The organism is Pseudovibrio sp. Ad5 (assembly GCF_001623095.1).
Taxonomy (GTDB): Bacteria; Pseudomonadota; Alphaproteobacteria; order Rhizobiales; family Stappiaceae; genus Pseudovibrio.
The window spans coordinates 28,776-42,076 of the sequence record NZ_LMCH01000061.1; the positions used below are offsets into that span (position 1 = coordinate 28,776).

Genomic DNA, 13,301 nt, shown 5'->3' on the forward strand with positions numbered 1-13,301 from the left:
GCAAACCAGAGAAAGCGCTGGATTGCTCATCCAGCGCTTTCCTAAAGATCAATCTGGAAAGCTTTCTCTTCTTAAATAGGACGTTCGAAGAGAAGAATCCAGATCAGTTATTAATTGTTTTCCAATTCAGGTCAGCCACAGGCAACATGAACACCTGTCCCGGGAAGATCATATCCGGATTTTGGATCTGCTGGCTATTGGCCTGATAGATGGTGGTGTAGCGTGTGCCTTTGCCATAGAGACGACGGGAAATGGTCCAAAGGTTATCGCCGCGGCGGATGATAACGTTCGGCAACTCGCCAATTCCAACAGTTGCAGAGGCTCCTTTTGAACCAGACCCTTCCGCAACAAGGCGAACCGGGATCATGGCAACGTCATTCTCACCTTTGGTGAAGACAACCTGTGCGCGGGCTTCCACTTTACCGTCGGTGCTCTCGATTTTGTCAGCTCTGACTTCCACATTGCCAGCAGGGATTGTTTTTTCAGCTTCCACGAGCCAGCGACCTTCGGTGCCTGCCTGTGCTTCGCCAACAAACTCTTCGCCTACATAAACACGAACTTGCGCGCCTGGCTCACTTTCGCCAGCAACGAAGACCTTGCCCTTCTCAGTTTCAACGGCTTTGACAGTCAGCTGCGGCTCTTCAGTTGTGGCTGCAACCGGTGCTGCAGGTCTCTCAACGGGCGCCGGAGTTTGCGTTGCAACTTCAACAGAAGCTTCAGCAGTCTGTGCTGCTTCTGGAGCAGGCGCGGATGCTGCGTTTACAGGTGCAGGCGTCTCAGTGACAGCGACTTCAGTTTTTGCAGGCGCTTGCGCTGATTTTTCAACCGCCGCGTTAACCGGAGCTTCTTCCTTCGCACCAGGGGTCTGTGCAACTGCAACGTCAGCAGGAGCAGTCGTTTCAGATGAATCTGCATTCGCTGTTGCGACGGGCTCTGCAGTCACAGGTGTTTCTGGCAGCTGGAGAATTTTCGATGGCGCGTCTGGTTCATTCAGAACAACCAGAACCTCACCGCTTTCGTCTTCAGGCACAGACACTGCGATGTGTTGCTGCGAGCCGCTCTTTTCCTGAGTTTCCTGATTGGTCGCTTCAAGGCTGACATCGTGGTCACCCGGCTTAAGCGGTCTTTCCAGAACAATTGCAAATTCACCGCTGTTGTTCGCAATGCCTTTGCCGACCACATCCCCGTTGGAGATGAGTGCAACAATGGAACCAGCTTCAGCACGGCCAGCGACAACGGCATCGCCTGACGGCTCAACGCGCATCACATCGAAACTTGGAACATTGTCGGTGGTAACAGCGGCGGTATCCAGCTGAGTGGTCACTTCAGGGGCTTTGCCAGCTTCTGCCTTGTCCGTCTGAGTGCCCGACGAGTTGAGCTGTACTTTGCCATTTGCAGCAGCCTCCAGCTTTGCAACAGCCTTTTCAGCTTCTGCAACAACCGAAGTATCTTCCTTGCTCAGGTAGTACGCCCCCGCACCGATTGCGCCTGCAGCAACAGCTACAGCAACTGTCAGCAACCAGTTCATCCCCGATTTCGACATGGTTCTCAATTGCTCCTCAAGCAGACCATAGTTCACTCGACATGGCATGCTTTGACATTATATCAGATTGTCCGGATATCAGTTTATCCGGCTGTCTCTTTTCCTTAGCTTTAGGCAAAAAGGACAGACTTTAATCGTGTTTGTTATACATGTTTAACCCGAGGGGCAAGGTGCACCATGTCAGGCAAGTTGCGCATATGGTGAAGTTAACCTCATTTTACGAGCCTTGCTTGACGTTCCCCCTAGCCTAATGCGACAGAATACCTATGAAAACCTTGAAAAGCATCTGCGTATATTGCGGCTCCAATGCTGGAAGTCAGCCGCTGTTTGAAAAAGCGGCGATTCAGCTTGGTGAATTATTAGCCCGTGAAGGGATTCGACTCGTTTATGGTGGCGGATCCATTGGACTTATGGGAGCTGTTGCGAAAACTGTTCTTGAAAATGGCGGTGAAGTCACCGGTGTCATTCCGAAGTTCCTGATGGAACGAGAGGTGATGCTGGAAGACGCTCATGAGCTGATCGTTACTCAGGACATGCATGAGCGCAAACGCACCATGTTTGAAAAAGCTGATGCGTTTATCGCGCTGCCCGGTGGGATCGGCACTCTTGAGGAACTTGTGGAGATGCTGACCTGGGCTCAGCTTGGCCGCCATGACAAGCCCATGCTGCTTCTCAACCTTGACCAGTTCTGGACGCCTCTGGTGGAATTGCTCGACCACATGCGTAGTCTTGGCTTTATTCGCCCGGACAGCGACATCACCTACGAGATCACCGAGGATGTTGGTCAAAGCGTCGATATTCTTTGCAAAGCCATTGAGGGCTGCAAAGTTGAACATCCTGATTTGAAGGATATGTAACAAAAAGGCCGCTGAGTATTCAGCGGCCTTTTTTAATTATTGTCCAACTCACTGTTACGCCAGCTTCGCAACGCGGCGTCTTGCTATCACACCGTCGACCGAGAAGATGACAAGTGAGAACCAGATCATTCCAAACGCAAACAAGCCCTCAATCGACAACTCTTCACCAAACAGCCAAATGGCGCTGAGGAAGTGGATGGATGGCGCTATGTATTGCAAGAAGCCAATGTAAATCATAGGCAAGCGACGTGCTGCAAAGGCGAAGACCACCAATGGGACTGCTGTGATCACGCCTGTGAACAGCAGCAGAGACAAGAACCACGGCTGCTCCACCGGAATTGCCGGATAGATGCCGCCAGTGCCAGCCTGCGCGAAGTACCAGATGCCGACTAGCGCGAATGGCAGGACGAGCAGAACTTCCACCAACTGGCCAGCAACGGCGCTTACAGGGGCTTGCTTGCGCACATAGCCGTAGAGCGCAAAGCTCAGGGCCAATACAACAGACACCCACGGCAGCTCACCCACCTCAAAGGTTTTGTAGAGCACGGCAAAGATGGTGATCGCCAATGCTGCGAGCTGTGCTTTTGATAAGCGTTCGGACAACAACACAACGCCCAGCCCCACGCTGACGAGCGGGTTGATGAAGTAGCCGAGGCTGGCATCCAGCACCCTGCCCGTTTCCACCGACCAGATAAAGATGGTCCAGTTGATGCTGATGACTGAGGCCGACACCAGAAGGTATCGCAGACGCGAGAAATCACAGAAGATCGCAAGGATCTCCTTGCGCAGTTTGCTCATGACCAGAAAGGCGCCAAGAAACAGCACGGAGCCAATCACGCGATAGCAGATCACGATGATCGCCGGCATGTCTGCTGTGAGCTTATAGTACATGGGAGCAAAGCCCCACATGAGATAAGCAGATACTGCTGCGATCAGTCCAGCCTTGAACGCTTCTGGCGTGCTTAGCGGATCAGCAGCGGACGCTGACTGGCTCATTCAACCCTCATATTACAACGTAAACAGGCGCCAGAGATCCTGACGCCAGTTAAAAAAGGAAGGCGTGGCCGCGCATCCGCGACCACAAATCGTTTCTTGCTCAAAAGCCTTTGGCAGCCTTTATCAGGCTGTTTCCAGCTCATTCGCTTTGAAAATGCAATAACGAACGGAATCGACCAAGGCCTGGAAGGATGCATCTACGATGTTTTCAGAGACGCCGACTGTGAACCAGCGCTTGCCGGTTTTCTTGTTCTGGCTTTCTATGAGAACACGCGTGATCGCGCTGGTGCCACCGTTCAATATTCGCACTTTATAATCTATCAGCTCAAGGTCAGCTATCAGGCTTTGGTATTTGCCGAGGTCTTTGCGCAGCGAGAGATCGAGTGCGTTGACCGGGCCATTCCCCTCAGCCACCGACATGAACGTCTCACCATCTACTTCCACTTTCACAACCGCTTCGGAGACCGTGACACGTTCACCCAACGCGTTGTAGCGGCGTTCGACGCCAGTACGGAAGGACAGGACATCGAAGTAATCCGGCACGGAATGCAGGCGTCGGCGGGCGAGCAGCTCGAAGGAGGCATCTGCGGCCTCATAGGCAAAGCCCTGCGCTTCCAGTTCTTTCACCTCCGCCAACAGGCGATCAAGACGCGGATCGGCTTTGTCAGCTTCAACGCCAAGGCGTTTCAGTTCATTAAGCAAGTTGGACTTTCCGGCCTGATCGGAGACAAGTACACGGCGTTGGTTGCCGACCATTTCTGGTGGGATGTGCTCGTAAGTATCCGGGTTCTTCAGGATGGCAGAGGCGTGGATGCCTGCTTTGGTGGCGAAGGCGTTGGCACCGACATAAGGAGCGTGGACGTTAGAAGATCGATTCAAGATCTCGTCAAAACTCCTTGATATTGCAGTTAATTCTGTCAGGTCTTCAACAACAATGCCAAGTTCGACCAGATCACGATACGGCTTTTTCAGCAACATGTTCGGGATCAGGGTGATCATATTGGCGTTGCCGCAACGCTCGCCGATGCCGTTGAGAGTGCCCTGCACCTGACGGACACCCGCAGCAACAGCTGCCAGTGTGTTTGCGACAGCGTGCCCGGTGTCATCATGGGCATGGATGCCCAGATTGCTACCGGGCACCACTTGCATCACTGCATTAACGATCTGCGTGACTTCGTGTGGAAGCGTGCCGCCGTTGGTATCGCACAGAACCACCCAGCGCGCACCTGCTTCAAAAGCGGTTTGTGCGCAGGCCAGAGCGTAGTCCGGGTTTGCCTTGTAGCCATCAAAGAAATGCTCACAGTCGATCATGGCTTCTTTGCCTGCCTCAACGGAGGCTTTGACGGTGTCTGCGATGCTTTCCAGATTTTCCTCGTTGGTGCACTTCAGCGCAACATCAACGTGGTAGTCCCAGCTTTTTGCCACATAACATGTGGCGTCTGCTGCCGACTGGAGGACCATTTGAACGCCGGGGTCATTGCTGACAGAGCGCCCAGCGCGTTTGGTCATGCCAAAGGCGGTGAAGGTCGCTTTCTTTGTTCTTTTTTCGGAGAAAAACTGTGTATCTGTTGGGTTTGCGCCCGGGTAGCCACCTTCAATATAGTCGACGCCCAGTCTCTCCAATAAGTCGGTAATGGCAATTTTTTCGTCCACGGAGAAATCAATGCCGGAGGTCTGAGCCCCATCGCGCAATGTCGTGTCGAAAAGATACAGACGCTCTTTCGTCATAGTATGCCTACCCTGCTTATTGTCCTGAGTTCACCCTCAGGCTCCCCTCATGTGACGGAGGTTTCCCTTTGTCTCCGTAGGAATTCTCAAGGCACGTATTGCGGGCGCCTTGAGAAAACTTAGCAAGCCTAACGGGTTATCCCGAATAGAACCATGGAGCAAACTTCAAGTTTCCTTGTGGTATCTGCGTAGTCCATGGCTCTGAAATCTCGTTAAGCGCAGGACCAGGTGGTCTCAATTTCACCTGTTTCCTTGTTTTTCATGTCTTTGAGCACAATGCCGTCGGCTGCCAGCTCATCGCGGATGCGGTCGCTTTCAGCAAAGTCTTTTGCCTTGCGGGCATCCAGACGTTTTGCAATCAGCTCTTCCACTTTGGCCTTCAGCTCCGGAGAGGCATCTGCTTCAGCTTTTTCTTCTTCCTGTGCTTTGGAAAATGATTCAAGATCAAAGCCCAAGAACTTGATAGAATTAGCTAATTTTTGTGTAGCGTCTGCATCTCCCCCGCGTGCATCGCGGGCCAGTTTGTGAAGAGCGGCAAAGGCACGTGGCGTGTTCAGATCGTCTTTCAGGCCTTCCAGAACACCTTCATCCAGTGCGCCATTTTCCTGTGCTGTGACACCGTGCTTCTTCATCAGCTCAATCCAGCGGGTGAGCTGCTTTTCGCCTTCTGCCAGACTTTTGAATGTAAAGTCGATTGGCTGACGATACTGGGTTTGAAGCAGAGCATAACGGATGGCCTGACCAGACCATTTACGTCCATCGCCTTCTTCCGTGTCCAGCAGCTGGTGAACGGTGAAGAAGTTGCCCAGAGACTTGGACATCTTCTCGCCTTCCACCTGCAGGAAGCCGTTGTGCATCCACACATTTGCCATGGCATGGGTGCCGTGAGCACATCTGGATTGTGCAATCTCGTTTTCATGATGCGGGAACGTCAGATCGACACCGCCGCCATGGATATCAAAGACCTTGCCCAAATGCTTTTCAGACATTGCGGAACATTCGATGTGCCAGCCCGGTCGACCTGGTGTTTTGATGCCACATGGGCTTTCCCAACCCGGCTCATCCGCTTTGGATGGCTTCCAGAGCACAAAGTCGGTCGGGTCTTTTTTGTAGGACGCGACTTCCACACGCGCACCAGCGATCATCTCGTCCAGCGTGCGGTTGGAGAGTTTGCCGTACTCGGGCATGCTTGGCACATTGAAGAGGACATGCTCGTCCGCGACATAGGCATGGCCTTTGTCGACGAGTGTCTCAATCATCATTTTCATCTCTTCGATGTGCTCGGTTGCCCGCGGCTCAATATCCGGCGCTTGTGCCCCCAACGCAGCCATGTCCTCATGGTACTGGCTAGCGGTTTTTTCGGTCAGCTCACGAATGGAAATACCTTCGTTTGCTGCGCGCTCGTTGATTTTGTCGTCAACGTCTGTGATGTTTCGCACATATGTGACATGCTCTTTGCCATAGAGTTGACGCAGCAATCTGGCCAAAACGTCAAAAACTACGACTGGGCGCGCATTACCAATATGGGCGTAGTCATAAACGGTGGGACCACACACATACATGCGCACGTTGGACGCATCCATTGGCACAAAAGCTTCTTTTGTGCGTGTCAAAGTATTGGTGAGCAGAAGTCCCTTGTCGCCCTGGGCTGTGTCTGCGCTCATAATGGTTCGTCTCCTGGCCAGCTGGCCGGGCGTTCATCTCACGCAGAATCAAGGCAGGATAGAACGGCCACAGCCAGCGTTGTCGCTAGCTGCAAATAATGATGGTGCAAGAAGAAGTGTGCATCGCCGTTTTCATATGTTGCTTTTCGCTGATTGTTGCTTACAGGTCAAGTCTTAGTCTCACCAGATCACCCACATTTCTAACTAAGTTAAATACAAAATTTCTACCCGAAGATGCAATTCTAAGGGAAAGCCAAGAAAAAACAGGGAAGTAAAACGTGTCTCACAAGAGTATCTGTGCCACCGTTGTCGCTGCAAGTCTGATTGGAATGAGTTCGCCTTCAAGTGCGACCGGTAATGCCACCTCCTCTGTGAACCCTATAGATCCGCTGAATTTTAATGAGACTGCGGCCTCACCACCAGCTGACACGCCTTCCCCGGACAATCTTGTACTGCCGGAAATTGATCCCTTAGTCCTGCCAGAAAACGAGCTGCAAGCTCCGGATCTCACTGGACCTGCCGGACAGGTTCTGGATCCATCCCTGTCAGAGCTGTCTGAGTTGGAGCAAACCATTCGGGATCTGATCTTTTCTGAAGATGAAATCGAGCAAGCTGGTTTTAGTTCGCGGCAAGTGGATGCTTTGGCAGAGGCTTACTCCTTACGCAACTTCCGCCCTGTCTGGTTTGAAGACCAGTCTTTGACGCCGCTTGCCAACCGTTTGATTGACGAGATCCGCAAGGCCCCAACCCATGGGCTTGATCCGCAAGCCTATGGTGTCCGGCAGCTGGCTTCCATTCTGGATGTGATGGAAGCGTCCAACGCAACGGCCACTTTGCGTGAGATCGCTGTTGTTGAGCTGCAGCTGACCCGCGTTTTTGCCAGTTACGGCGCCCACCTTGCTGGCGGCGTTGTGCGCCCGACCAAGGTGCTGAAGAATGTATTTATCACCCCGCAGGTTCCAAAGCTGAATGACATGCTTACTCAGCTGGAAGAAACCCGGTCTGTTGAGCAGTTGTTTGCCAGCCTTGAGCCAGAGGCACCGTCCTACGATCTTTTGAAAGACCAGCTGGCCCGATATAACGCGGCCCTCACCTCTGATTACCCGGTCTACATCGAAGATGGCCCGAGCATCCGGCCCGGTGACACAGGTGCACGGATTTCGCAGCTGGAGAAACGCCTGCAAGCCGAGGGCTATGCGCCCTATTATTCCGGATACTCCGGCACCACCGAGCAAAACGTGGCGCCCGCCTTTTACAATGATGATATGGTTGCGCTCGTAAAAAGCTTCCAGAAACGTCATGGTTTGAGCGTGGACGGCGTTGTTGGCAAGAAAACCCGGGCAGCGCTGAATGCCTCACTCACAGACCGCCGCGATCAAATCCTCGTTAATCTGGAACGCATGCGCTGGGATGATCCGCTTCCTTCTGGCCGTTATGTGAAAGTCAACGTGGCTGAACAGATTGTGCGGGTGATGGAAGGCACGGACGTGCTTTATGAGACCCGCAGCGTGGTGGGCAAGCCCCGCCATGCCACGCCTTTGTTCTCTGACACCTTTGAGTATGCAGAGATCAATCCGACATGGGGCGTGCCCTGGTCTATAGCCACCAATGAGTATTTGCCCAAGCTGCGCAAGAATGCCTCTGCCTTGTCTGGTAGCGGGATCAACGTTTACAAGAATGGTCGGCGGGTCGATCCGACTGCGATCAACTGGAATGCTGTCAGCAAACGCAGGTTCGGGTATCAGCTTCGCCAGAAGGCCGGACGTAAAAACGCTTTGGGTGCTGTGAAGTACATGTTCCCCAATAAGCACAACATTTATCTGCACGACACGCCATCCAAGCGCCTGTTCAATAAAGACCAGCGTGCCTTTAGCCATGGCTGCATCCGGGTGCAGGACCCGTTCACATTTGGGGAAGTGCTGCTTTCCGGTTCTGGCCACAGCCGCGCCAAGATGGAAAAGCTGCGCGCCCGGGGCAAGACGGTTCGTCTGAAGCTGAAAGAGACCGTGCCAGTGCATCTGCGCTACTACACCGCTTTTGCTGGTGATGATGGGGAACTTCAGTTCCGGGAAGACATCTACAAGCAGGACAAAGCGATTCTGGAGGCCCTGCTTACCTCGCAAGATGCATTCAAGATAAAGATGGCCTCAACCTACTGACCTGACAAATATGCGCAAATTGCCACGTCCCTTATCAGGGATATGGTTAATAGTGCATATTTGAATTAGCTGTGCTAATATATCCCCAATAGAACTGCATTTCATAATTCAAACGGGGGTTGATTATGCTGAAGCAGGCTATGGGTGCAATGATTGTGGCAAGTGCTATCTCAAGCCCGATCATTTTCCTTGCGGTTTACCTGTTTATGAACTCTGCGTGAGTTCAAACCCATCTCTTCAGATGGTGCTGACAAAACTGAGAGTTTCCCAAATTTTAAGGGCAGCGTTCCACGCTGCCTTTTTCTTTACCTGAATTTTACTCACCTAAAACAGTTAAATCGGCAATCTGGTCGTTATGTGTTGCTGGCAAGGTGATGTTGAGGTGGTTGTGTGCAGTGGTGCTGGTTGAACTTCAGGTGGCAGCACTACCTCTCGTCATACTGGACGCAGCAAAGCGCAGATCCGGTATCCAGTACTATACGAGCTGAGATTGGTAAGTGGGGCTCTGGTTCCCGCATCGCACCGCGCTTGCGCGGGATGACGGCGCTGGGTGACGACGCGGGTTATTGCCTGAGCTTAACAAAACTTATCCCCCTCACCTAAAAGCTCCCCTATCCTAAATCTCGTACCCACGCATTCGGGCAGGAGTGGACCGTCCATTCCGCGGCGTGGGTGGGGTTGGGCTGCCGGCATGAGGTAACGTATCGTGTCGGGAGGTCCGGTGAAGCGCCATACCCTTTTGAGGCCACAGTGGTATAGGGAGTTTGGGGTCGTTCCGGAGGGCGTCCGGTGGTGACAAGAAATTGTCGATGACAGGGAAACCTGTCAGTGGCACGGGAACGTGTCATTGACACGGCGACGTGTCATTCACGTCTGTCCGAGAGGGAGCCCGCGCGTTCATGATAAAAGGCCCGGGCGAGGCGAACAGCCATTGCCGAAGAAACATTATTTACAAGTAGCGCAGGCAAAGCCTGTTCGCCTTGCTCCACCCGTATAAACGGGATCCTCAAACACAAACACCGCTGGAATAGCCCAGCGGTGCTCAAAGTGCTTGAGGTGCAGATGTCAAATCTACGCGTATTCTTATCCGAAAACCGGAGCCGCTTTTCAGGAACAGGCTTTAGTCATCCAGATAGTCAGCACACTTTTCCGGAACCTGATCACCCCACGGCATGATCGGCACGGTAGACGTAGAGTTCTTCGGGCTGCCTTCTACGAGCTTGTCGGAGTACACCAGATAGACCAGCACGTTCCGCTTTGCATCACAGCCACGGACAATGCGCATTTTTTTGAAGAACAGGGAGCGGCTCTGGCGGTAGACTTCGTCGCCTTGCTCAAACTTGCTTTTGAACTTGATGGGGCCAACCTGACGGCAGGCCAATGAGACATCGGAGGTTTCTTCTTCCAGTCCGAGCCATCCGGAGAAGCCGCCTTTTTCAGGCACTGTGAAGTGACAGGCGACGCCCTCGACTTCCGGGTCATCCAGTGCATAGGTCGCCAGCTTATGGTCCGGGCTCAGGAACTTCCAGACGGTTGACTTCTTGAAGATCAGATCCGGCTCCTGTGCCTGTGCAGCGGTGCCAAGCATCCCCAGCGTTACTCCAAGAACGACCGTCGCGGTGCTCACCATTTTCAGGACTGATTTTCCAAGCGCAGAGATCTGCACGGCTCCCCTCCATTTTCAAAAGAACAAATCAAATCACTCCCGATATAGGAGGTTTTTTGGCAACTACCAGCAAGAGAACCAGAGATTTTTGTAAAACCTACCGGAATCCGTTGGTTTTGCCCCAATAAGGCCATAGAATAGCTTATCTCTAAGATTTCTCTGAGGAAACCAGTATTGCGGGCTATGACCATTTCCAGACTCCCCTTCGCGCACTCATGCGCAGCCGTGGCTCTTGCCCTTGGCGCCTCCCTTATTTGGACCGGTAGTGCGTTTGCACGCCCTCAGGTGTGCGACAGGCTTGAGACGGAGTTTATCGAGCTTTCTGAACAGGTCGAAAGCAATGGCAGCTCGAACAGCTGGCAAACGGCCTATGAAGAGCAGCTGATTCATATCCGCAACGTACAGTCCCAGATGTCCAACTTCGGCTGTGATGGCTCCTTTGGCCCTGCACAATGTCAGCAGCTGAGCTCATCTCTTCAGCAGATGAATGAGAATCTGACCTATCTCGACAGTCAGAGACAGCAGGAACTCTACTCCAGCGTTTTGCAGGACCGGCTTACTGAAGTGAAGCAGGCACTGGTTGATCTGAACTGTTCAGATCGTTCTAACCAGCAAGTCCAGCCACTGACACCGGCAACCGCACAGACCAATCAGCCTTTGCAGCTGGAACCACGTTCGACTGCTGGTTTCTCCTCTGGTGGTCAGCAGTATGCGACCATGTGTGTGCGCAAGTGTGATGGCTACTATTTCCCGATCAATCCGAATTCCAGTGCGGAAGATCTGGCGGAAGATGGAGAGATTTGTCAGGCGCTGTGTCCAAGTCAGGACACTGAGCTGTATGTCTTCCAGGTTCCTCAGGAAACACCTGCCCAGATGCGGTCTTTGTCCGGTGCGCCTTATACGTCGCTTGCCAATGCCTATCTGTTCAGACAGCAGAACAACCCGGCTTGTTCCTGTGATGCAGCTGGTGGACAGCCTGGCAATCTGGAGCCGACACCTGCGATCCCACCTCTGGAGCAGGCACTTCCGGGTAATCAGCTGGAAGATCTGACACCGGGTGCAACAGCAACATACCCTGCCATTCCGAACCAGAGTGAGCTGCGTCAGACAGTAGATGCAACAGAGGCCCAGAGTGATATCTCCGAGCCTCCACTTGTTCAGAAGAAATTTATGCCGCGCGAGGTTGAACCGCGCACAGGCCCTATCAGGAAAGTCGGTCCAAAGTTTTTTCCCGACCGATAAGAGGTAGCATGTTCTTCAGGTCTGGACCGTGTGCCAGACCTGTGATTGCCTTGCGCAGTGGCATGAACAGACCTTTGCCTTTGCGGCCTGTTTCAGCTTTGACAGCTTTGGTCCACTCGCCCCATGTTTCCTCGGTCCATGGCTCTTGCGGCAGCAGAGCCTTGGCCTGAGTGATGAAGTCCTTGTCTTCCTCGGCAATGTCTGGCGTGGCGGACCCAACGATCAGCTCCCACCATGTTTTCGCACCGCTTACGGTGGAGCAATTCTCTTTAACGGCTGCCCAGAACGCGTCATCCCCTTCAACGCCATCTGCTTTCAGGCGGTCGGCGACATCAGCAAAGCTCATGGCATGGACGAGTTTTGCAGTCAGGTGGCCCACATCTTCCGGGTCAAACTTTGCAGCAGACTTGGAGATGCCAGAGAAGTCGAGCATGTCTGCCAGAGCTTCCATGGTTGGAGCAGGTTCAACTGCGTGACTTGTACCTGTCAGCACTGCAAGGGAGCAGACTGCCATTGGCTCATAGCCTTCTTCTCGCAGTGAGCGGATAGACAGGGCGCCTGAGCGTTTGGAGAGCCCCTCACCTGAGGCAGTGGTCAGCAGGTTGTGGTGACCAAACTCAGGAACTTGTGCCCCCAATGCCTGGAATATGGCAATCTGAACACCAGTGTTGGCAATGTGGTCTTCACCGCGAATGACGTGCGTGATGCCCATATCCGCATCATCCACGATGGATGGCAGCGTGTAGAGGTAAGTTCCATCTGCACGGATCAGCACAGGATCAGACAGGGAGGCAAGATCAACGGTCTGACGACCACGGATCACATCATCCCAGTGCACTTCTGTTCTGACAGTGGAGAATGCATCATTTTCTGCGTGGTTTGGCAGTTTGAAGCGCCAGTGTGGTTTGCGGCCTTCTGCTTCATATTCAGCGATCTGCTCATCCGTGAGCTTCAAGCCAGCACGGTCGTAAACAGGAGGACGGCCCAGAGCACGCGCACGGTTACGGCGGCGTTCCAGCTCTTCCGGCGTCTCGTAGCATGGGTACAGGAGGCCAGCGTCTTTCAACTTGGCAGCTGCTGCATCATACAATGCAAACCGCTCGGATTGTTTTTCCACGCGATCAGGGTTGATACCCAGCCACTTCAGATCTTCGGCAATGCCCACTGCATACTCTTCTTTAGAGCGTTGCACGTCGGTATCGTCATAGCGCAGAACGAAATTGCCGCCCTGCTTTTTAGCAAAGAGATAGTTGAAAAGCGCCGGGCGCACATTGCCGATATGGATGTGGCCAGTCGGAGATGGCGCGAAGCGAACAGTAACACTCATGGCTGAGCCTTCTCATCAATAAACAAGTTTGACACTCGGGTATCGCGTTGGCTGGTACGGGTCAACCAGCCAATCTCCGATACCTACGGAATATCTCGAGTTTTAGGTTCAGTTACCGG

The 13,301-nt window shown here is 53.1% G+C and carries 9 protein-coding genes; 3 read left to right on the forward strand and 6 right to left on the reverse strand.

Translation table 11 applies throughout. The annotated features are described in order from the left end of the window. Positions 1 to 103: 103 nt before the first annotated feature. Positions 104 to 1,543 (reverse strand): Ig-like domain-containing protein, encoded by a 1,440-nt coding sequence (locus tag PsAD5_RS18140; protein WP_208988697.1) that lies wholly within the window; start codon positions 1,541 to 1,543, stop codon positions 104 to 106. Positions 1,544 to 1,809: 266 nt separating this feature from the next. On the opposite strand from PsAD5_RS18140, the gene PsAD5_RS18145 reads away from it, so the two are divergent. Continuing rightward, positions 1,810 to 2,400 (forward strand): LOG family protein, encoded by a 591-nt coding sequence (locus tag PsAD5_RS18145; protein ID WP_063293117.1) that lies wholly within the window; start codon positions 1,810 to 1,812, stop codon positions 2,398 to 2,400. 54 nt (positions 2,401 to 2,454) lie between these two features. On the opposite strand, the gene rarD is transcribed toward PsAD5_RS18145, so the two are convergent. From rarD to cysS, 3 genes are all read right to left on the reverse strand, one after another. Next, positions 2,455 to 3,396 (reverse strand): EamA family transporter RarD, encoded by a 942-nt coding sequence (gene rarD / locus PsAD5_RS18150; protein ID WP_063293118.1) that lies wholly within the window; start codon positions 3,394 to 3,396, stop codon positions 2,455 to 2,457. 123 nt (positions 3,397 to 3,519) lie between these two features. Further along, complete coding sequence (cimA, locus tag PsAD5_RS18155) at positions 3,520 to 5,124, reverse strand: citramalate synthase (RefSeq protein WP_063293119.1); 1,605 nt, start codon at positions 5,122 to 5,124, stop codon at positions 3,520 to 3,522. Between the two features lie 212 nt (positions 5,125 to 5,336). Further along, positions 5,337 to 6,788: a cysteine--tRNA ligase gene (cysS, locus tag PsAD5_RS18160; RefSeq protein ID WP_063293120.1), complete on the reverse strand. Its 1,452-nt coding sequence runs from the start codon at positions 6,786 to 6,788 to the stop codon at positions 5,337 to 5,339. Between the two features lie 278 nt (positions 6,789 to 7,066). Between cysS and PsAD5_RS18165 the strand changes: the two genes are divergently transcribed. Further along, positions 7,067 to 8,947 (forward strand): L,D-transpeptidase family protein, encoded by a 1,881-nt coding sequence (locus PsAD5_RS18165; protein WP_063293121.1) that lies wholly within the window; start codon positions 7,067 to 7,069, stop codon positions 8,945 to 8,947. A 1,120-nt stretch (positions 8,948 to 10,067) separates the two neighbouring features. Here the strand turns inward: PsAD5_RS18165 and PsAD5_RS18170 are convergent. Beyond that, positions 10,068 to 10,577: a CreA family protein gene (locus PsAD5_RS18170; RefSeq protein ID WP_063288411.1), complete on the reverse strand. Its 510-nt coding sequence runs from the start codon at positions 10,575 to 10,577 to the stop codon at positions 10,068 to 10,070. 219 nt (positions 10,578 to 10,796) lie between these two features. Between PsAD5_RS18170 and PsAD5_RS18175 the strand changes: the two genes are divergently transcribed. Next, positions 10,797 to 11,855 (forward strand): DUF2865 domain-containing protein, encoded by a 1,059-nt coding sequence (locus tag PsAD5_RS18175; protein WP_063293122.1) that lies wholly within the window; start codon positions 10,797 to 10,799, stop codon positions 11,853 to 11,855. Here PsAD5_RS18175 and gltX read toward each other — a convergent pair. Next, positions 11,818 to 13,182, reverse strand: a complete 1,365-nt coding sequence (gene gltX / locus PsAD5_RS18180) for a glutamate--tRNA ligase (protein WP_063293123.1) — start codon at positions 13,180 to 13,182, stop codon at positions 11,818 to 11,820. The genes PsAD5_RS18175 and gltX overlap by 38 nt on opposite strands. Positions 13,183 to 13,301 lie beyond the last annotated feature (119 nt).